At 30.9% G+C, this 21,095-nt stretch carries 21 protein-coding genes; 4 read left to right on the top strand and 17 right to left on the bottom strand.

Annotated features, from left to right (window positions below):
• Positions 1–106 precede the first annotated feature (106 nt).
• Positions 107–1,324 (top strand): glycosyltransferase, encoded by a 1,218-nt coding sequence (locus ACH5TW_RS02955; RefSeq protein ID WP_439334993.1) that lies wholly within the window; start codon positions 107–109, stop codon positions 1,322–1,324.
• On the opposite strand, the gene ACH5TW_RS02950 is transcribed toward ACH5TW_RS02955, so the two are convergent.
• From ACH5TW_RS02950 to ACH5TW_RS02940, 3 genes are read right to left on the bottom strand one after another with little or no spacing between them, the layout of a single operon-like run.
• The gene (locus tag ACH5TW_RS02950; protein ID WP_439334992.1) at positions 1,314–2,831 is read right to left on the bottom strand and encodes a glycoside hydrolase family 2 TIM barrel-domain containing protein; all 1,518 of its coding nucleotides are present in this window, start codon (positions 2,829–2,831) and stop codon (positions 1,314–1,316) included. The two genes, ACH5TW_RS02955 and ACH5TW_RS02950, sit on opposite strands and share 11 nt — an antisense overlap.
• Positions 2,828–4,030, bottom strand: coding sequence for a hypothetical protein (locus ACH5TW_RS02945; protein ID WP_439334991.1), 1,203 nt, complete (start codon positions 4,028–4,030; stop codon positions 2,828–2,830). Before ACH5TW_RS02945 ends, ACH5TW_RS02950 begins: the two co-directional genes overlap by 4 nt.
• The gene (locus ACH5TW_RS02940) at positions 4,030–7,119 is read right to left on the bottom strand and encodes a putative glycosyltransferase family protein (protein ID WP_439334990.1); all 3,090 of its coding nucleotides are present in this window, start codon (positions 7,117–7,119) and stop codon (positions 4,030–4,032) included. Before ACH5TW_RS02940 ends, ACH5TW_RS02945 begins: the two co-directional genes overlap by 1 nt.
• 180 nt (positions 7,120–7,299) lie before the next feature.
• Between ACH5TW_RS02940 and ACH5TW_RS02935 the strand changes: the two genes are divergently transcribed.
• Positions 7,300–8,484, top strand: a complete 1,185-nt coding sequence (locus tag ACH5TW_RS02935) for a response regulator (protein WP_439334989.1) — start codon at positions 7,300–7,302, stop codon at positions 8,482–8,484.
• A 25-nt stretch (positions 8,485–8,509) separates the two neighbouring features.
• Positions 8,510–8,995, top strand: a complete 486-nt coding sequence (locus tag ACH5TW_RS02930; protein WP_439334988.1) for a glycosyltransferase — start codon at positions 8,510–8,512, stop codon at positions 8,993–8,995.
• A gap of 155 nt (positions 8,996–9,150) precedes the next feature.
• Here the strand turns inward: ACH5TW_RS02930 and ACH5TW_RS02925 are convergent, their stop codons facing one another.
• From ACH5TW_RS02925 to ACH5TW_RS02860, 14 genes are all read right to left on the bottom strand, one after another.
• Complete coding sequence (locus tag ACH5TW_RS02925) at positions 9,151–9,486, bottom strand: avidin-fold protein (protein WP_439334987.1); 336 nt, start codon at positions 9,484–9,486, stop codon at positions 9,151–9,153.
• A gap of 115 nt (positions 9,487–9,601) precedes the next feature.
• Positions 9,602–10,681 (bottom strand): alpha/beta hydrolase, encoded by a 1,080-nt coding sequence (locus ACH5TW_RS02920; RefSeq protein ID WP_439334986.1) that lies wholly within the window; start codon positions 10,679–10,681, stop codon positions 9,602–9,604.
• Positions 10,682–10,795: 114 nt separating this feature from the next.
• Positions 10,796–11,635, bottom strand: coding sequence for a sialate O-acetylesterase (locus ACH5TW_RS02915; RefSeq protein WP_439334985.1), 840 nt, complete (start codon positions 11,633–11,635; stop codon positions 10,796–10,798).
• A 52-nt stretch (positions 11,636–11,687) separates the two neighbouring features.
• Positions 11,688–12,266 (bottom strand): hypothetical protein, encoded by a 579-nt coding sequence (locus ACH5TW_RS02910; protein WP_439334984.1) that lies wholly within the window; start codon positions 12,264–12,266, stop codon positions 11,688–11,690.
• Between the two features lie 213 nt (positions 12,267–12,479).
• Positions 12,480–13,124, bottom strand: coding sequence for a hypothetical protein (locus tag ACH5TW_RS02905; RefSeq protein ID WP_439334983.1), 645 nt, complete (start codon positions 13,122–13,124; stop codon positions 12,480–12,482).
• Between the two features lie 125 nt (positions 13,125–13,249).
• The gene (gene moaA / locus ACH5TW_RS02900; protein WP_439334982.1) at positions 13,250–14,257 is read right to left on the bottom strand and encodes a GTP 3',8-cyclase MoaA; all 1,008 of its coding nucleotides are present in this window, start codon (positions 14,255–14,257) and stop codon (positions 13,250–13,252) included.
• Entirely contained in the window at positions 14,257–15,168 is a 912-nt protein-coding gene (gene moaCB, locus ACH5TW_RS02895) for a bifunctional molybdenum cofactor biosynthesis protein MoaC/MoaB (protein ID WP_439334981.1), read from the bottom strand. Before moaCB ends, moaA begins: the two co-directional genes overlap by 1 nt.
• A gap of 88 nt (positions 15,169–15,256) precedes the next feature.
• The gene (locus tag ACH5TW_RS02890) at positions 15,257–15,703 is read right to left on the bottom strand and encodes a molybdenum cofactor biosynthesis protein MoaE (RefSeq protein WP_439334980.1); all 447 of its coding nucleotides are present in this window, start codon (positions 15,701–15,703) and stop codon (positions 15,257–15,259) included.
• On the bottom strand, positions 15,693–16,790 hold the full coding sequence (gene moeB, locus ACH5TW_RS02885) for a molybdopterin-synthase adenylyltransferase MoeB (protein ID WP_439334979.1): 1,098 nt from the start codon (positions 16,788–16,790) through the stop codon (positions 15,693–15,695). Before moeB ends, ACH5TW_RS02890 begins: the two co-directional genes overlap by 11 nt.
• Positions 16,791–16,836: 46 nt before the next feature.
• Entirely contained in the window at positions 16,837–17,070 is a 234-nt protein-coding gene (locus ACH5TW_RS02880) for a MoaD/ThiS family protein (RefSeq protein ID WP_439334978.1), read from the bottom strand.
• Entirely contained in the window at positions 17,054–17,638 is a 585-nt protein-coding gene (mobA, locus tag ACH5TW_RS02875) for a molybdenum cofactor guanylyltransferase (RefSeq protein ID WP_439334977.1), read from the bottom strand. Before mobA ends, ACH5TW_RS02880 begins: the two co-directional genes overlap by 17 nt.
• 1 nt (position 17,639) lies before the next feature.
• On the bottom strand, positions 17,640–18,380 hold the full coding sequence (locus ACH5TW_RS02870) for a sulfite exporter TauE/SafE family protein (protein WP_439334976.1): 741 nt from the start codon (positions 18,378–18,380) through the stop codon (positions 17,640–17,642).
• Between the two features lies 1 nt (position 18,381).
• A complete protein-coding gene (locus ACH5TW_RS02865) occupies positions 18,382–18,720 on the bottom strand; it encodes a winged helix-turn-helix domain-containing protein (protein WP_439334975.1) in 339 nt (112 codons plus the stop codon).
• 9 nt (positions 18,721–18,729) lie between these two features.
• Positions 18,730–19,908, bottom strand: coding sequence for a molybdopterin molybdotransferase MoeA (locus tag ACH5TW_RS02860; RefSeq protein WP_439334974.1), 1,179 nt, complete (start codon positions 19,906–19,908; stop codon positions 18,730–18,732).
• A 221-nt stretch (positions 19,909–20,129) separates the two neighbouring features.
• Here ACH5TW_RS02860 and ACH5TW_RS02855 point away from each other — a divergent pair, with 221 nt between their 5' ends.
• Positions 20,130–20,888: a Crp/Fnr family transcriptional regulator gene (locus ACH5TW_RS02855; RefSeq protein WP_439334973.1), complete on the top strand. Its 759-nt coding sequence runs from the start codon at positions 20,130–20,132 to the stop codon at positions 20,886–20,888.
• Positions 20,889–21,095 lie beyond the last annotated feature (207 nt).

The following is a 21,095-nucleotide window of genomic DNA, read 5'->3' as shown; positions in this document are numbered from 1 at the left end:
TAAAGTAATTTGCCATTCGTCTACAGCAAATGTTTCCTCACCTGTAATCACCTCTTTTTAAAAAGATAAAAGCCCAAATTTGTATTATAATTAAAACCAGATTATTATGAAATTAGCAATCGTAACAGCGTATCCCCCAAGTAAAGTAACATTGAACGAGTACGCATTTCATTTAGTAAAACACTTTAGACAAAAAGAATCTATCACAGAATTAGTTCTGTTAACCGATAGAACTGAAGGTGAAAAAGATGTCACATTTACAGAGCAAGGTTGTAAAATAACAATCAAAGAATGTTGGACATTTAATAGCTATACAAACATTATAAATGTAACTAAAGCTATAAATCAAGAAAAACCAGATGCGGTGTTGTTTAATTTACAATTTATGAAGTTTGGCGATAAAAAAGTAGCTGCTGCTTTAGGCTTAATGTTACCATTGGTTTGTAAGCTAAAAAAGATTCCGAATATCGTTTTATTACACAATATTCTTGAAGAAGTAGATTTAGGAAAAGCAGGCTTTACAAGTAATAAATGGATGCAGAAAATTTACGAATTTATAGGAAGCACTTTAACCAAATTAATTCTTCAGGCTGATACTGTTGCTGTAACCATGCAGAAATATGTAGATGTTTTAGAAGCTAAGTATAATGCTAATAACGTGAAATTGATACCACATGGTACTTTTGAAATTTTTGAAGAGCCTAGTTATGATATTCCGTTAGACCCTTTTAAGATTATGACCTTTGGGAAATTTGGAACCTACAAAAAAGTAGAGAAGATGATTGAAGCGGTTGAGCATATTAAAAGAACGACTCATTTAAATTTAGAAGTTGTTATTGCTGGAACCGATAATCCTAACACACCGGGTTATTTAGCTGCTGTTAAAGAAAATTACAAACATTTAGATGGTATCACGTTTACGGGTTATGTTGCCGAAAAAGATGTGCCAAAATTATTTAAAGAAAGTGCTTTAGTAGTGTTTCCGTATACATCTACAACTGGAAGTTCTGGGGTGTTGCATCAAGCGGGTAGCTATGGAAAAGCAGTAGTTATGCCCGATTTAGGAGATCTAGCACTTTTAGTAAAAGATGAAGGTTATAAAGGTGAGTTTTTTGATCCTACAAGTGTATATAGTTTAGTATTAGCTATTCAAAAAATACTTGTAAATAATAGCTATCGTATTGAATTAGAAAAGGCTAATTATAAAGCAGCAACAGCGTATCCTATGTCTAGAATAGTAGATATGTATTTAAATACTTTTAAAAATATTATTGCTAGAAAATCTGAAATAAAACAAGTGAAATCTGAAGAGATTATTGCTTAGAAATATATTCGAATCCGGGTTTAGTCTCTCCATTTTGGTTTATTAAACCAAAATGCTCTTGAGCCCGTTTTCTCCAAGGAAGTCTTCCAACGACTTCCTTTGGTATTTTAGTAAAGTCGTAAAGTGTCCAAGACATAAACGATATATTATTATCGCTAAATATACTTTGAGCTTCTTTATAATAATTACTTTGATCTTGTTCTGAATTACCAAACGGATTCCATAAACCTTTATATGATGATAACCCAAACTCGGTAATGGCTATGTGTTTATTAGGCATTTTAAGTTGTAAAGCTTTATATGTTTTGTCTAAGTCTTTTAACTTTTCATAATAATGAAAACTTATAAAATCTAACTTCTCTTTAAGAATAATGCTGCTTTCGGCATTAGACCAGCCAATAGTAACAGGATGTTTTTTATCTATAGATTTTACTAAATCAATGGTTGCATTTAACCAAGAAATCACAAGGTTTTTTCCTCTAGATTCAAAATCTAAATTGGGTTCATTTTTTATATCCCAAGCCAACAAAGCGTTGTGGTTTTTTAATGCAGAAACTATGGTTGCTGCGTGATGCTGATTCAGTGTCCAGTTTAAAACAGAATAATCGCCATAAAAATCAAAAAGCGTCACCATGACTTTTAGTTTGTTAGTTTCTGCTAAGTCTAAAACTTGAATGAGTTTTTCTAACTTTTCCTTTTTTACATTCGCTTGTCCAAAATCATCATAAGGCACAAAAATGCGGATGCTATTTAGTCCAGCATCTTTAATGATTTTAAAATCTTTTGAAATAATGTTGGTATCAAAGATGTCATCATACATACTCCAAGGTGATGCTTGTGGATAGTAGTTTATTCCTTTTAGAGTAGTAACTTTATTTGAAGCAGGAGTAAATTCATTTGTATAATCGCTGCTATCTTCTTTTATCATATGTCTAATACGCCAAAAACCATCTTCTAAAAGCATAATAATTTTATAGCTAGATGTCTCGGTGGTTTCTAAAGCACTAGTTTCATTCTCGTAAATATGTTTGTATTCAATAACCCCTGTGTCTGTAATCACAATAAGTTGCCCGTCTTCACTAAAAAAATCGAGATTAAGATGATGTTCTAAAGTAGTACCATCTACAGTAATATTTTTAGCTGTGTTCTCTTTTACAATATCAATAATATTTTTTCGAGCACTTTCGGTATAATAATCTTCAATGCCGTTAGTCGTATTGGTTTTATAAGCTATATGTTTTACGTACCAAGCATCTAAGTAATCGTTTTGAATACTCTTTAATGTTTGTGCATCCATGGGGCGACCTTCATTTTCTAATGGCGCCCATTCTAGTTTTGGTAAGTATTGATCTATTTTTTTTATTTCAGTATGAAGCATAGAACTTCTATCGGCTCCAGTATTCAGGTAACTATACAAACTACTAATGCCAAATAAAATGAATGCAATAATAGCAATGTAAGACATCACTAAAACACTTCGTAATATGTTTTTATTAATAGACGTCATAGCTTTATGTTAGAGTGTGTTTTTTCAATGCCAGCAGCTTTAATTATAAACTTGTAAGTACTACTCGGAGTATTATTAGTATCTAATTTAAAAGTAGCAAAACCTTCAAATGAGCTTTTATAAAGTGTTTTTAGTTTTGTACCATTTTCATAAATAGAAAGCGATACTTCTATGCCATCAGGAATCATTTGATTCATAAAACTTTTTAGAGGACCAACAGTTATTATTCTATTGTTTGTAGAGAAAGCGACGTCAAAATTTGTAATTACAGCTTTATAAGCTAATGTTATAGAATCACTTTCTGCCATGCCTTCAATAAAAGCTTTTACCGTCCAATTATCTTCATGGTCCGGGTGAATCATTTTAGCAGTAGCAATGCCATTTATTGTCGTTCCAGATGTTTTTAAAATATTTTTTGAAGTATTATTTATAAAGAATTCTACATAGGTACCATCGCTCACAATATTGCCATGTTTATCTTTTATTGTAGATGTAGAGAAGTTTGTTATTTGGTTACCATCGGCATAATCATGATTTCGTTGGTATGAAATACTAAAATCTGTTGGAATAGCTGGTAGTACGTTGATTGTATATTCTTTTGAATTAATATTTAGACATTCAGAAGATACTAAAATCCGTCCTGTTTTTGTTTCAGAATAGATGTTTTTATAGGCAATGCTATTTTTTATAAGAACGTCTTCATTATTTTGATTTTCTAAAAATTGATGTTTTACGTTTACTTTGGTGCTATCGGCTAACGGGTTATCTAAAACATCCGTAGGAATAACAACGAGCATAGCATAGTCTGTTCCACCTGCTTCAATACTTGGTGGACCTAAATAGGTTTCCATGCTTGCTACTTTTTGTTTTGATGTAATTTTGAATTTCCCTGAAAGGGAAGACGAATTTAATAATTTCCAGTTTACAATTCCTGTTTTGTTAGATATAGTCTGAGGTATTTGATAATTTAAAATACCAGATTCAGTATTGGGTTTTATTATAGTTGAACCATAGCTATTGCTTAAATATAAATTAGGTTTTTCGCTACTTTCATTTGAAAATTTTAAAACAATAGTGCTGCCTGCTTCAAATTCAGTTGTGGTAGTGAGTAATTTAAATACATCACTGTTTTTTACAGTGCTTGTGAATGATGAAAACACCATTGTTATAATAAGTATATATGTGAATTTTATTTTCATTAATTCGGATTTCCTATATAACTATTCAATTCAATTTTTATAAAACTATAGTTTGCATGTTTTATGGGTTGTAAAACAGCATGTGTTTGATTATTAATTCGATTAGGAACTACTTTGTTAGAAATAGATGTGTTTGGTAAGCCATTAACAAAGCAGTTTTTCATGTCTTCATTTATGATGTTAATGCTGTCGTTTTTTAGAATAGGAAATTCAAAAGCTTGTTGTCGTTGCTGTCTGATGCCTTTTTCTATAAAATGATGGTCTACCCAAAGCATGTTTTTGTTGGTATCATAATATGTAATTATTAATTGCGGAATGGTGATTTCTTCTAATCCAGAATTAAATAATTTCCCTGAAATAGTATTTGTTGAAATATTTAAATCACTTAAAGTCGCATCTTTATATAAATCAGATCCTGAAACATTACCTGCTATTTGCAAGTTGAATTTTGTAGGTTGCTCTTCGAATTCAACAGGTGTAAACTCATCAGGATTAAAGGTTTTTGGAATAGAATCTTGAGTTTTAGACCAGGCAATACCTTCAAAATTAATTTTAAAAGAACTCACTTCCTTCGGCATTAATTTATGCTTAACATGATATTTGGCGTTGTAGGTTGCTAACTCTTTATTCGTATCGTTATACAAAGTGCCTTTTAAAACAACATCGGCAGGAACGTTATCTATGTTTTGAACTTCACCAATTAAAGCATAACTGTTATTGTGCTTTATCAATTTAGCCGATAGTATTTCTAAAACAGGTTGTTTTAAAACATCTTCATGGTGTGTTTGTTCTGTAGTGATGCGTCGGCGTCCTTGGTTAAAATATTTTGTAAGATTACCAGAATACAGTTGATCTGGAGGTAAGTCTAGATCGATATCATCTGGTTGAATAAACCATTTTCCTTTTAATTTTACTAACGATTTATAATCGGTTTTGTTTATTTTTTCTAAAGGCGTAATCCAATTGGTGTTTACTTTTACTGTTGCTAAATTGTCTGTTTTAGAGGTGATGATGGCTTCAATAGCATCTAGTTTTGCATAAGAACTAAGTAGGCCATCAGTAACCGAAATTTCCAACATATACTGAGCCATAGGTAAATTGCTTTTCGGATTAATTAAGCTATATGCTTTTTCAAATTCTTTAAAATCTAACGCATCATAATAGGCTAGTAATGCATTTTCTGGAGAATGATGTGCATCATTTTTAATATAGAATTTGTAAATACCAAAGCAGACTGTAATAGCTAAAATTACCGACCAAATATGTGTAATTCTAAGAACACCTTTTGAGAATTTAGAATAGTTATTTTTAAATTTTAAATATTCAGGAATAACTTTTCGCTTTCTTTTTAATAATCGAATCCAAAGCATTTGAATATTTAAAATAAAAGCAATAATAACTGTTAGGAAAGGCATAATACCCCACAGTATTTTTTGCCATTTTACAACATCATCTTTTGGCAAAATAGAAGATATAGGCGGGACGTTTAGTTTTTCCCAAACCTGTATGCCATTTTCTAATTGCCGTAAGCGTTGCCACCCACAGAAATATAAAATAGGATCGTAAAACTTATCATTAGAGAATATATACTTAAAATTATATTTCTCTGGTGTGGTTAAAAATTGTTGTAACGACCCTATACCTTCAACACCTTTAAATTTAGAGTTTTCTAAACGTTCAATAGGGCGTGTGGTAAGCTCAGGTAAGCGTCTTGCAGAATGGTAATTACCATCAACACTCATAGCCTTTGTTTGTGCAGATAACCATGCCATTTGATCGCCAAATCCTAAAGTCATATACCGCCATTGGTCATGTTGATCTTGATTAAGGAAATTCACAATAGGCAACATTTTAATTTGCTGAGGTTGTGAAGGTCTAAAATAACCCAAGCTCATTGTGAATATGGTCATGAATATAAATAAGCCAGCAAGTAAACCACCAATGAGTCGGTGATAAATAGCTCCAAATCTATTTTGAATAAGTTGCTTTAAATCACCTTCAGCAAAGCGATATACAAACTCACCAAAAAGAGGTAAGGACATGATGGATGCCCAAAGCGTAAAACGATCTAATGTTAATATATTAAAAGCAGTTTCTCCTAAAAAAAGTCTAGGAATAAAGGTGGTGCCTCCAGTTCCTAAAATAGTAAGTATTGTTATTGAAAACCCAAAAAACAAATACCGTTTGCTGTAATATCTATAAAAGATGTAGGGGAGAAGTATTAATAAAACACCCCAAGGAATTAAAAAGAACACTAACCCAGACGATGTAATCTCTAAAAAATTATCACGAGATCCATGAGGAATTGGAACTTGAGTAATGGGGTTGTTTTTTGAATTTATCCAATATGGTAAAATGCAGCCAACTATAATAACCAGTGAAAGCATTCCAAAACTTATAATACGTTTAAAAAGTTTAAAAAAACTATTTAAAAACACTTTAATAGTAATGGCTTTTACAGAATCTACCTGTTCTCTTGAAACATCCATAATTACCATGCCTATTAGTGGGAAAATAAAAAATATCATTCCAAATATAGGAGTCACATGGTGCGATGTTACGGTTACAGCAATTAATGACAGCGATGTAAATAAATAACGATACTTGCCTGTTTTTAACCATAAATAAATTTCTGGTAAGGCATGCATTAAAACGGCAATACCAATAATGCTAGGGAGTTGCCCAAAAATGTGTAAAGTCTCAACAAACGATGACGATAAAACAGCTAAAATAGAAGCATAACCTGCCGCAGTTCTATTCGATGTAATAAGTAGCGAAAACCTGTAAACACCAGTAATAAAAAGTACAATACTAATTAAGGCTACTGTAAACATGCCAAATTTAAGACCGCCAATAAACGAAAGTGCTGCAATAGATTGATGCACTAAAGGCGGATAACTCATTACCGTAAAACCTGTATACCATTTTTGATTCCAGGGTTCAAACCAACTGTTAGAGTAATGATCAGCAAAAAACAAATGAATTAAGGCATCATAGGTCGTTTCTAAAGTAAAGAATATAGAAGTTCCATGAAAAGCCAATCCTAAAAGTAAGGCTACAATTAAGTATTTATTTGTTGTTTCTTTCATTAAATATGTAGTAACAATCTTGTTAATGTAAATATAAATAAATTAAGTGGAGCTTTCATTTTTAATTGTCTACACAAAATTACCATTCGTCTACACAAAGCTTGGTGTTTAACTAAATATCAATTTTAACGAAGGTTTGTCAACTACTTTTGGAGTATAATAATTCTAAAAACTTTAATTATGAGAGTATTAGCTATAGACGACCAACAATTAGTATTGTTGCCTTTACAAAAGCGATTAGTAGAATTAGGTTACGAAGTTAAAATAGAAACAGATGCCGCTAAAGGTTTGGAGTTATACGAATCATTTAATCCAGACTTAGTTATTGTAGATATTAATATGCCTGGAATTAAAGGCTTAGATATTGTGAAGTATATTAGAGAGACAGAAAAATCTAAAACAGCAATCATGGTATTATCTGGTGATACAAAAGACGAAACTATTACTAAAGGTTTTGAATTGGGTATTAACGATTATATGAAGAAACCATTAAGCTTAAACGAAATTTGTGCACGTGTAAAACGATTAATTGGTGCGCCTGAAATAAAGACAGTCGCTACTAAAAGCAATGTTATGATACAAGAACGTTGCGTAGGCGTTGTAATTCCATGTTATAATGAAGAAGAGCGTTTGTTAAGCAAAGAATTTACAGATTATATAGATAAAAACTCTGGATACCACTTGTGTTTTGTAAATGATGGTAGTAAAGATAAAACTCTTGAAGTTTTAAATGACTTACGAAAAGGAAGAGAAGATTTTATTACAGTTTACAATTGCGAAAAAAATGGAGGAAAGGCTGAAGCTGTTCGTTTAGGTATGCTTCATATGGCTAAAAAAACAGATTTAGATTATATAGGGTTTTTAGATGCCGATTTATCTACAGATTTAGCAGATTTTGATGACTTAGTAAAAACTATTGAGCACTCTAATTTTAAAATTGTAAGTGGTTCACGTATTACAAGAATGGGAGCAAATATTGCTAAAGAATCTGCAAGACAAATAATTAGTTTTACCATTAATTTTATTATCAGAAAGATTTTAAAAATGAATTTTAAAGACACACAATGTGGTGCTAAAATTTTTCATAAAGATGTTATAGGTATTGCTTTTAATCAAAAATTTGTAACGCAATGGATATTTGATGTCGAAATTTTTAAAAGAATGACACTACACTTTGGACTTAAAAAAGCAAAGGCAATGTTATGCGAGCAACCATTAAAAAGATGGGTACATGCCGATGGATCTAAATTATCAATGAAAGATTCGATAAAAATTATGGGACAGTTAGCACAAATAGCTTGGGTTTATAGAAGTAAAAAGCATGCTATAAAAAATAGCGTAGAGGTTAAATTAGAAGTGGTTTAGTACTTTAATATTAAAAGAGTGATTCATGAAAATTGGAATTATAATAATATTTCACAACAATGCTTTTTCTATAGATAGTAAGCTGCATAAAGAGTTTTTAGATTTAAAAAACGTTACGCATTTGTGCTTAGTAAACAATGCAAGTACCGATAAAACTTTAGAAAAATTACAGCAATTAAATGATGCATCAGAACATGTTTATACCATTATAGATATTAAACAAAACAAAGGAAATGAAGCCGCAATAAAAGCAGGAGTTAGGTACCTTTTTAACCAAAAAGACCTAAACTATATTGGTTTTATAAATTTTGAAGAAGGTAAAACTTTGCGATATTTATTTGAGTTTTTAAGAACATTTGAGAAGCCAAGTAATTTAATAAAGCAATACAACTTAGAACAAGTAAAGAATAATAAAAAGCAAAGAACTCTTTTTAAAAATATAGTATCGGTTGTAGATTATTTAAATCAGAAGCATATAGGGGTTAGTGAAGAAATTAAAAGGATAAGTTAATAGCAAACATTTTTTTAGGGCGTTACCTTTATCCTGAAATCTGTTCAGGCTAAAGGTCGCGCTATCCGTTTGTAGTTTTGGCTCGAAGCTCCCGCTCACCAAAAGCTATCACTACTATCGCTAACGCAAAAAGAATCCGTGTTTTTTAGAGTCATTTAGATTTCCTCTAAAATAGATTTTCCACTAGATTTATTGCCCGAAGTCCATGTCCATGCCTCATAAAGTCTAATTTTTCCATTTGCCATTATCTCAGGTTTTGAATGACAAATTCCAGTCATCAGTTCACCTTTTGTATTTACTTGATGATAGCGCATGTTAATAGCGCCATCGTCATCTACCAAACCTATTAAATGTCCACTAACAATGTGTCCGCCACTATATTCAGAGGTTAGAATATTTCCGTTTTGCTTATATTTAAAAATGGTTTCTTCAGTCGTTTCTCCATTTTCAGAATTCTCAACGGGTCTGAATGTTTTATTGTTGTAATTCATTCTGTAATTTTGTAACAATATTTAGTTTTCAAAAAGCTCTTAAAGCAGAACCAGAGTTTTTGTTTTCGACTTCAATTTTTACAGTGTTTTCTTCTAATAGTATGCCTATAGCTTATCATTCCATTTTAATGAAATTTAGAGTTCCTCCAAAAGTTACTAAATCAAAACTTTTAACTTTATTTTTCTGTTCTTTAAAATGAATATTATAAAGCCCGAATGTTGCATAAAAATGATTTTCAGTATTTGCTAAAAGTGTAACTTTCCCTTGAGGAGATTCAATTACTAAATGGCCATCTTCATTTTTTATTAGAGCTTCCGTGTTATCGTTAAACTTATAAGTGCCAACGTATTTATTTAAAATGGCATCATTTAGCTTCATTTTTTTTCTTTCAAACACATATTGTAATCCTCTGGTATAGGTTTCGCATTTTGTTCCTGAATGTCCAGTGTTTTCTAGCACTTTTGAAATTAAATGTACATTGTCATAATTATTGTTTTTCATTGTTGCTGCAAATTTCTCGTATTTTGGTCGACCGCTTTCCACATCGCCAACAGTCATATATACTTTAACAGTTTTTTTATTATTTCTAGGGAATGTTTTTTCAAACTGATAAATACTTTCATTATCCCAGCCAACTCCCGGACTCGCTGCAACATAGCCGTCAAACATATCAGTATGAGTAAATAATGCATATAAAGTAACTAAACCTCCAAAAGAGCATCCCATTAAAGTTCGTTGTTCAGATTTAGCTCTATAATTACTTTCTATGAATGGAAATAATTCGGTTTTCATAAAATCTAGAAATTTATCGGCCCCTCCTGTGTCACTATTCTCTGTTCCTTTGGTAGGTGAGTAATCTCTAGCGCGCAAGGTATTAGGGTTAGGCTTTTTGCCTCCCCAAGTGACTCCAACAACAATAATTTCTGGTATAAACCCATCATAATACTGTTCTCCATAAATAGATTTCACCAAAGGAAAGTCCCATTGAGAATCCATTAAATAAACAACTGGATATTTTTTTGTGCTATTTCTATAATTCGAGGGCAACAAAATATGTAATTCATATTCTTGTCCTTCTACAATAGAAGATGTGATGTTTCTTATATGAGAACCTGGAATTGTAACCTCAGGATAGTCTTGAGCATTTAAGGTTAAAGCACCTATTAAAAAAAGGATAGTGGCTAGTTGTTTCATTATTTATTATTTAACTATTTTAAAAAAAATAAAGTGGTAAGATACAAATCTTAAGTTTGTAAGATATTAGTTTGGTGCTTATGAAAAGTAACGGTTTTATAATTTTATACTTCGCTATTTATCGTTTTGAATCGTTATTAATTCAAAGAATTTTTTAGCATATCTTTTTCCAAATAAACGAATGCTTTTTGAATCAAAATGAAGTTTGTCTCCTTTGTCTTTTAAACCTTTTGATTTAACGACTCTTACAAGACTATCTGTTTTGGAGAACTCCAATATTTTTGAATTTAATTGGTTCCATTTTTCCTTGTATTTTGAATAATCTCCAAGTTCTCCAATAATTACGGGTAACTGATCATTATTTGTAGCTTCTCGAAATTTTGAAATTAATACTGAAAGGTTTTTGTCATATTCTTTAATGGTAGCTTCTTCGTCTGTATCAGTTTCTCCTTGATGCCATAATATTCCTTTTATTACTCCATAATTTTGGGCTAATTCTATTTTTTCTTTAAAGTTTGAAAATAACTCAACATCTAAACGTTTTTTGTTTTCTATCCATTGTCCTATAGAACTTCCTCCAACTGCTGTAGGAATTAATAAAACCGAGATAGAATCAGGAATTTTCTTTATAATTTCTTTTCCAAAAGACATACCAATATCAAGGCCTGTTCGTGGCGGTTCGTAAAAATGCAAAGGTTCTTTTGCATAAATTAATTGATTGCTACTATTTATAGAAAGAATCTGATTATTGTGAATGGTATCTTTAGGTTCAACAAAACCACGACCTGCCATATTAGATTGTCCAGCCATGATAAATACCCAAACATTCTCCTTTTTTGGAATGTTTATAACGCGAAGTTCTTCTTTGGGAAAATTCTTTGTGCGTTCTTCGTTTTCAGAACTTTTAAAGGAGATTAATAAAATAGCAATTAATAATGTTATTATATATTTCATTTTTAAGATTTTGTCTAACGGTTATGTATATCAAAATTCTATCAATATTCGATTAAACCTCTACATTAGTGCTGTTTTTAGTAATTATTTTTTTAATACCAAGCATTATTAATATTACAATCAATGCAATAAAAAATAGACTTGTTGAAATACTTTTTATAACTGAAAACATATTAGTTACAGAGACTATATTCGCTTTCAATTCCGGATAGCTATTCAGCATTGTAATAATCCCGAAATTTTCTAAATAATCTGCTATTCCAGCAATTATAGGAATTAGACAGAGATAAATAAATGGGGTATTTAGTTTGTTTAATTTTTTTAGAAAATAAGCTAAAAGCAAACAGTAGGTCAGTCCGAAAAGTAATGGATAAATCATATCCACAGGTATTTGATTTGTTAGATACGTTTGACGTCCAATTTCTCCAAGCAAGTTGAATAATTCACTAACATAATTCAAGTCATAGCCTGTTGGCATCATATCCAGTAATTTCATTCCATTCGAGAACCCCATTGTTTTAGGAATCGTAACAGTTAGCATAAATATGTAAACGGCATTGGTAAGAATAAAAAGACCTAGAACTTTTTTTCCTGATGAGTTATTTTTTATAAACTGAGTTAATCGTTTCATTTTTTAATAAGGGTTAACTGTTATTAGTTTTGTTTAGATATTTGAGTCGTATTTTCGGATTTCAACTGCTATTTATTAATATACATGTATGCAAATGATAAAAATATAGTTCCCAGAATATAAACTAAAATTGTGTGCACAAAATGAATCTTGCTTGAATATCCATATTCCATTTCAAAAGTTTTTTTAAGAGAGAATAACTTTTTAATAATATTATAATGCAGAACAGTAGGTGAAAATTAGAATATTATCATTATACATTTTTTCTTTTAATTTATTAAAGATTTTAAAAAAATCTTGATCAACTGAGTCAAATTCAATGTTGTAATGTTTTTTAATTAAAGAATTCAGATTCATCTGTATTCTTTTAATATCTGCTTTCAAACTAAAATCAATAATAGAGATATTACAATTTTCAGCTAATTTATTGTCTAATCTTACCTCTTCGAAGTTTTTTTTCCCAATTAAATTATAAATTTTTTCATTTTCAATTAATAAAATTTTGTCTCCGACTTCAAATTCTTTTATTTCAAATAATTTTACATCTATTATTTTTTCAAGATTAAAATCTAATCTATTCACTGGTAGACAAAAGTCTAAATCAAAATTTTTAGATAAAATCAAACTATGAATTTCTGTGTATATGTAAGGTGTATTATGGAATTCTCTAGAAAAATATTCAAAGAATGATTCTTTATCACTTTTGAAACCTTCTGAATATGTATAATGATATATGTAACCAGTTATTTTTTCATTATCATTTTGTAATTCTACTTTATATCTAAACGATAATCCAACATCTGCAGATAAATTTATGCTTTGGGTTAATAAAAGAGTTAGAATTAATAATTTTTTCATCGATTGATTTGGTAAATATTTTACAAAAAGTGAATAAACATTCTCAGTGTTTACCTCAACTATATATACACCCAAATATAGTAAATACTTACAAATCAAAAGGTTTTAATTGTTTTGAGCTAATATTAACCTCCAATCGTAATCATACTTCTATTTTTGCTATGTAGTTTAGGTTCTTGAAGTTTTTCAATAGTATTCATACCTCCACGAACTTTAAATTTGGCTTGTACTGCTTTTTGAATAACAGGTTCAATCGATTTTCCTGAACGGAGTGTGGTTAGTAAATCGGATTCGTTAGATGAAAATAAACAATTTTTTAGTTGTCCGTTAGCGGTTAATCGTAACCTGTTGCAAGAATCGCAAAACGGATTTGTTACAGAACTTATAATAGCAAAACTTCCTTTGTAGCCTTTTATTTTATAGTTTTTTGAGGTGTCGTTTGGTGTGTCTTGAAGGCGTTCTATTTGTGCTTCAGAAAATGAATCATTTACATATTCCATCACTTCGGCATAAGACACCATTTTACTCATATCCCATTTGTTACCATCAAAAGGCATGAATTCAATAAAGCGAACTGAAACAGGTAAATCTTTTGTGAAATTAATGAAATCGATAATTTCGTTATCGTTAAAGTCCTTCATTAAAACGGCGTTCACTTTAACTTTAAAACCTTCTTTTACTAATAATAAGATATTGTCGTAAACTTTTTTAAATTGATCGCGACGCGTAATATGTTTAAACTTTTCTTTATCTAAGGAATCTAAGCTCACGTTGATACTTTTAATGCCGCTAGCTTTTAGTATATCAATAAATTTATCAATTATAACCGCGTTAGATGTTATGGATAATTCCACAGGAAGTGTGGCAAGTTTTTCTAAAATAATAGGGATGTCTTTTCTAATTAAAGGTTCTCCTCCTGTTAATCTTATTTTAGTAACGCCATGTTTTACAAAGGTTTTGGCAATATTGTATATTTCCTCATAGGTCATTAAATGACTTTTAGGAGAGAGTTGCACGCCTTCTTCTGGCATGCAATAGGAACAGCGTAAATTACAGCGTTCAATTAACGAAATTCGCAAGTAGGCGTGGTCTCTACCAAAATTATCTTGTAATATGTTTTTGTTGCTATTCATTAATCGTGTCTCGCACCTTTTAAAATTCTGAAAATATGTAGTACCGATGGAAATATAGCATCCATAGATTCTTTGGCTCCGTTTGTAGATCCCGGTAAAGCTAATACCAAGGTGTCTTTGATAGTGCCTGCTACACTTCTAGATAGCATAGAAAACGGTGTTCTGTCTTGTCCGTAATTACGAATGGCTTCTTCAATACCTGGGATTCTTCGGTCTAATAATGGTAATAAAGCTTCAGGGGTGACATCGCGTACAGAAAGCCCTGTGCCTCCTGTGTAAATTATTAAATCGACACCAGTTTCTTGAAAGCTTTTTGCTTTTTCTTGGATATCTTTTATTTCATCAGGAATGATGATGTAATCTTTAATTTTTACATCGCAAGATTCTAATTTTTCAATAATAGCTTTTCCTGCTTTATCTTCTTTGTGTCCTGCCGAAATCGTATCAGAGCAAACAATAACTGCTGCTGTTAAATCTTTTCTAAACTTATCTCTAAAATCTGATTTTCCACCTTTTTTCTTTAATAGTTTTATAGCGTGTATTTCGATGCCTTTATCAATAGGTTTTAGCATGTCGTACATGTTTAATGCCACTACACTTGCACCGTGCATCGCTTCAACTTCTACACCCGTTTTGTAAATGGTTTTTACGGTGAATAGTACGGTGATTTCTAATCCGTTTATATCGTACTCAACACCTGTAAATTCAATAGGCAAGGGGTGACAATCAGGTAAAATATCTGGTGTGCGTTTTACGCCTAATAAGCCTGCTGCTTTACTCATGGCAAATACGTTTCCTTTAGGAACGGTATCGTTTTGTATGGCTGTTATTGTTTCGGGTTTACTAACCTTTACAACGGCTTGTGCTATCGCGGTTCTTAATGTTGTTGCTTTGTGAGTTATATCGACCATTTTTTTGTTACTTAATTGTTGATTTGTTTAATCGGTTATTCGTTTAGTTTTTCTCGATTTAACGACAAACAGCTATTCAAAATAACACTTAGGTGTTTACTTTCCATTGATGAGATTCGTCTTCAAAAATTTCTTTTCCAAAAACTGGTACATCTGCTTTTATGGCTTCAACAATAAATTCTAAAGCTTCAAAAACAACTTTTCGTCTAGGTGATGATACAAAAACGAATAAACAGATTTCACCAGCTTTAACACTTCCTAAACTATGATAGATATGCATGCATGTGAGTTCGAATTTCTCAAAAGCAGCTTCTCTAATCTCGTGAAACTTTTCATTGGCCATATCTTCATAGGCTGTATATTCTATGGCAGCAACCGTTTTGTTATCAATAACATCGGCTCTTACTTGTCCTAAAAATATATTGTGAGCTCCAATACTTGTTTTGGTTTGGTGTTTCGCAATAGAGTTTCCTATAAACTCTGAAGAAATAGCGCCTTGTTTGAATACGCTTTTTATGGTTTTTTTATCTTTCATTATTTGAAGTTGTTTTATGTTGTTCTTTTATATGTTTATTTATATCTGAAGCACCTTCATTTATGCTGAAACAATTTTGAATATGTAATGCTTGCAATAATTTTACAGCACGTTTACTTCGTATTCCTGATTGACAAAAAAGGATTTTCTTTTTTGCTGAATCGATTTTGTTTAGATTGTTTTCTAGTACACTTAATGGAATAATTGTGACTTCCAAATTTTCAATTTTTGGTTGTTCATGAGTTTCTCTAACATCAATAAATTGAATATTTTCTCCAAATAAAACGTCTTTGATTGAAATTGAAATAATGTCTATTTCACATTGAGATTCTGTTTGTTTATTATGAAAGTTATCCTTGTTTTTTAAAACAGATTGGATGATGTTTTCGTTTCTTTTAATTTTTAATGTTGAATTATGAAGCGTCAAGGCATTATAACAAAGTAATTTGCCAGAAAGCACGTTGCCAATACCTAAAATAATTTTTAAAATTTCATTAGCTTGCATTGTTCCAATAATACCGGGAAGTACTCCTAAAACCCCAATTTCTGAACAATTAGGGACGTTTCCTTTTTCTGGAGGGTTTGGAAACAAGCAACGGTAACTTGGCCCGTTTTGATAGTTGAAAACAGATACTTGTCCTTCAAATTTATAGATGGCTCCAAAAACGAGTGGTTTGTTTGTAATAATACAAGCATCATTTACTAAGTAGCGCGTTTCAAAATTATCGGTGCCATCAACTATAATATCATATTGATTGAATAAATTAACAGCGTTTTGGTGCGTTAATTTTTCCGCGTAAGCGATAATAGTGATACTATCGTTTAAATCTGTTAATCGTTCTTTAGCTGCTACTGCTTTGTTTTTTCCTAATGCCGATGTTCCAAATAATACTTGACGTTGTAAGTTTGAAATATCTACCACATCAAAATCAATAATACCAATTTTGCCAATACCAGCGGCTGTTAAATACTGCAAAACAGGGCAACCCAAACCACCAGCACCAATTACTAATACTTTAGCGTTGGAAAGTTTGTTTTGACCTTCTTGACCTATTTCCGATAAGATGATATGTCTGTTATATCTCATATTCTTGTGTAGGCAGGAATTTCTTCCTGCCAGAACGTTTTTATATTTAGCCTCCTGCAAAAGGTGGTAATAAGGCAATTTCTTGTCCTGTTATTTTAGTTTCATTAGTTACCAATTCTTGGTTTTGTGCTATTTGAAAATCTTTCGTTTTCAAGTCGCTATATTTTGAATATAATAGATCTAATAGTTCAGAAATTAAACTCCCAGAAAATTCTAAAGATTCTTCTTCTTGTTGGGTAACTTCCGCTATCTGTCCAAAATATTTAACGGTTATATGCATCTTCAATGGCTTTTAATTCTGTTTGTGTATTCACATTCATGGTAAATATATCGTGTTCTAATTCTAATGCTATATTTTTTGATTGGCAGGCGTTAACAGCAACACGTAAACGTCTTTCGTCTCCTTTTAATAGCTTGCTAAATATTTCTTTGCATTGCTTTTTGTATAATGCTATAAGTGGCATTGATTTGCCGTTGCTTTCAATTTGAATGACTTCGGAAGTATCATCAATAGCTTTTATCAATTTCTTTAAAATATCTGAAGTAATCAAAGGAATATCGCAGCTTAAAATTAAATTGTATTCAGTTGAAGATGCTTCTAATCCTGAACAAATACCTGCCACAGGACCAGCATTTTTTGTAATATCGTTTATGCGCTTACATCCAAAAATATCATAATCAGGATTATCTGAAACAATTAAAATTTCGGATACTAAAGGCTGTAAAGCATCAATACTGTATTGGGTAAATGGTTTTCCGTTTAATAGCAGAAAACCTTTGTCGGTTCCCATACGCGTGCTTTTTCCACCCGCCAAAATAATACCTGTAATGTTTTTTTTGTCTATCATTTTAAGTGAAAAATAGTTTAAAACATGCTATGGTTAATACAAAAGCCAAAATGTATCGAAGTTTCTTATTGTTGATTTTTTTACTTCCATAATAGCCTCCAAAAACACCACCTATGAGAGCAATAGCCACTAATAAAAAAGCTTCTTTTTCTATAATGACACCGCTACTTAATTGTCCGATAAGCCCTGAAGCAGAATTTACCCAAATAAATAAAGCAGAAACGGCTGCGGCTTCTTTCATTTTACCCCAATGGAACAATAAAATAACAGGTGTTAATATGATGCCACCACCAATACCAATAAGTCCTGAAAAGAAACCAATAATAGCACCAACTATTAAGCCTTGCCAAAGTTTGGTGTCTTTTATGGTATCTTTTTCCTTTCCAAAAACATTCAGCATTTTTAGAATAGCAAAGACTAATAAAACGGCTAATATCTTTTTGTAAATAGACGCATCAATTTCAATGGTTCCTCCTATAAAAGCAAAAGGCACTGATGCTATAGCGAATACTAAAAACAGTTTTTTATTAAAATACCCTTCTTTGTAATAGTAATAAAACGAAATGCCTGCAACAAATAAATTAAGAAGTAGAGCAGTGGGTTTCATGGTTTCAGGTGCAAACGAAAACAAAGCCATAAGTGCCAAATAACCACTAGCGCCTCCATGACCTACACTTGAGTATAGAAAGGATACTATTGGTAGGATGAATAAAAAGGCTAATATGTATTCGTTTTGTAGCATACTATAATTGCTCTATTTTTTCTAATTGTTTATCTAAAAAGTCCCAACAGTTTTTATTAATCTCATCAAAAACATTAATTAAAGATTTTCCGTATTCTGTTAATTGGGCACCACCACCACCTTTACCACCAATACTATTTATTGTTACTGGTTTTTTAGCCGATTTGTTCACTGAATCTAAAAGATTCCAAGCTTTTTTATACGATAGGTTTAATGATTTTGCTGCTTTAGATAGCGAGCCAGTTGCTTCAATAGCTTTTAATAAATGCACTCGACCTTCTCCTAATAACACATGATTATCATGTTCAATCCAAACTCTACTTTTAATTTTATAGCTCATAATCTTAGTTTAAGATGGGAGTAAAATAACTTCAACATCATCATTAATTGAAATATTAGAAACAGTTTCAGGTACAAAAACTAGAGCGTTTGAAAGTGCAAATGTTTGTAACATGGATGAATTTTGTCCTTCTAAAATTTCAACGGTATTTTCTTTATAAATAGCTTTTAAAAATTGAGGTCTATCACCTCGCTTTTCAAAATTTGATAATGATTTAGCTTTGATACGTGGTAATTCTATAACATTTCTATTCATCATTTTTTGCAATGCGATATACACATAAACGTAAAAACAACTGAGGGCAGCAGCAGGGTTTCCTGGTAGTGCAAAAATGAGTGTGTCTTCTTTTTTTCCGAAGAATAGAGGTTTTCCTGGTTTTTGTTTTACCTTATAAAAGATGTTTTCAGTATTTAATTCTATAAGTGATTTTCCAACAAAATCGTAATCACCAACTGAAATACCACCAGTTACAATCACCAAGTCATTCTCGTTTATAACGGTTTCAAGTTTAGATTTTGTTTTTTCGTAATCATCTTCAACCTTGTGTAAGGTTATATCATAAAACTTTAAATTATAAAGTGCATTTTGAAGCATGGTTGAATTGCTTTCGTATATCTGGCCATAATTTAAAGGTTGTCCTGCCTTAATCAATTCATTTCCTGTAGTTACTAATGCTATAGATGGTTTTTTATAGACATAAACGGTTGTTATACCTAAAGATGTTAAATAACCTATGGCGGCAGGCGTTAGTTTGGTTCCTTTTTTTAAAGCGATGTCTCCTTCTTTAACTTGCTCTCCAAGTGGTCTAATATTTGTTTCTTGATTTATGCTATGTTCGATAGTTATTTTACGGCCATCATTTTTAACTTTTTCTTGCATCATGATAGCATTGGCAGTATCTGGTACAGGTGCACCAGTAAAAATTCTAACCGCTTCTCCTTGTTTTAAAATGGGTTGGTGGTTATCGCCAGCTTTTACTTCATCAATTAATGAATAGCTTAAACTCTCATGTAAAAATAATGCATAACCATCCATAGCCGATTGCCTAAAGGGCGGCATATTTATTGGCGAATAAACGTCTTTGAATAATATATAACCTCCAGCTTTTTCAACAGGTTTCGTTGTTTCTTTTAAAAGCGGTTTGGTGTTGTTTTTTACTAGTTGAATAGCGTCTTCTACGGAAATCATTTAAATATCGTTATGTATTTACAAATATAACGAGTTTGTCTTTATTTAGATATGTTTACGATTAGCATATTTTGAATTATTGAGATTTATTTAAAAATTAAGGTATATATTTTTGTAATCATAATAAAGTTTCGACAATTTTATTAGACTGCTAAAAATAAGTATTTTACAATTTTATTAAGTATTAATACTTATATTTGTTTAGTCTTATTAAGTAAATATTGGAAACTATAACTAAACATACTATATCTACATCAATTAGAAAGCGAACATCATACGATGTTTCGTGTAATTCTTGCGAAAATTATTCGTGCTTAATAAAAAGGAATTTAGCAGTATTAGATAGTTATTCCATTGTAAATGAGAAAAACAATTTAAAATGTAAAAAAGGTCAACAATTTATTATTGAAGGCGCTCCAGTAAATGGGTTGTTTTTCATTTTAAAAGGAAAAGTAAAAGTCTTTAGAACTGGTATTAACGGGAGAGAGCAAATTGTTCGTTTTGCTAAAACTGGTGAAATTATTGGACATCGTGGCTTTGGTACAGAAGAGTATTATTCTATTGGTGCGATTGCTTTAGAAGATACAACACTATGTTATTTTTCTAAAAATAATTTACAAGAAGCTTTACTAAGGTACCCTAAGTTTGCTTACGACTTTATGCTTTTTTATGCTAACGAATTAAATAGAAGTGAGTCTAAAGTTAAGTCTATTTCTCAAATGACGGTTCGTGAGCGTGTTATTGATTCTTTATTATATATACATAGAAAGTTTGGTAGTAATAAAGGCTTTTTAGATATTTCTCTAAGTAGGCGAGAATATGCAGACTATGCAGGTACTACAGAGGAACAAGTAATAAGAGTGTTTTCTGCATTAAAAAAGGAAAATCTTATTAACGCTAAAGGAAAAAAAATAGGAATTACCGACATTCAACTTCTTAAAAATGAGATTAGTGAGCATAACTTCTACTTAGATAGTTAACTAATTTATCAATACTACTTCTTTTTAATTATTTATTTTTTATGGTGTAACTCAGTTTTAAAATCTGTTTTTTCGCATGTTTTAGTATGCTCTAAAAATATGTTTAGGTCTGATTAATACCATACTTAATTTCAAAAAGTCCATTTATTTTTGCTTAAATTATAAGTATTAATACTTATTTAAGTGTTGATAGATTACTAATGATAA

This window comes from Thalassobellus sediminis, assembly GCF_044386045.1.
Taxonomy (GTDB): domain Bacteria; phylum Bacteroidota; class Bacteroidia; order Flavobacteriales; family Flavobacteriaceae; genus Thalassobellus; species Thalassobellus sediminis.
The sequence above is the reverse complement of the archived record's forward strand: the minus strand, read 5'-3'. Positions and strand labels throughout refer to the sequence as shown.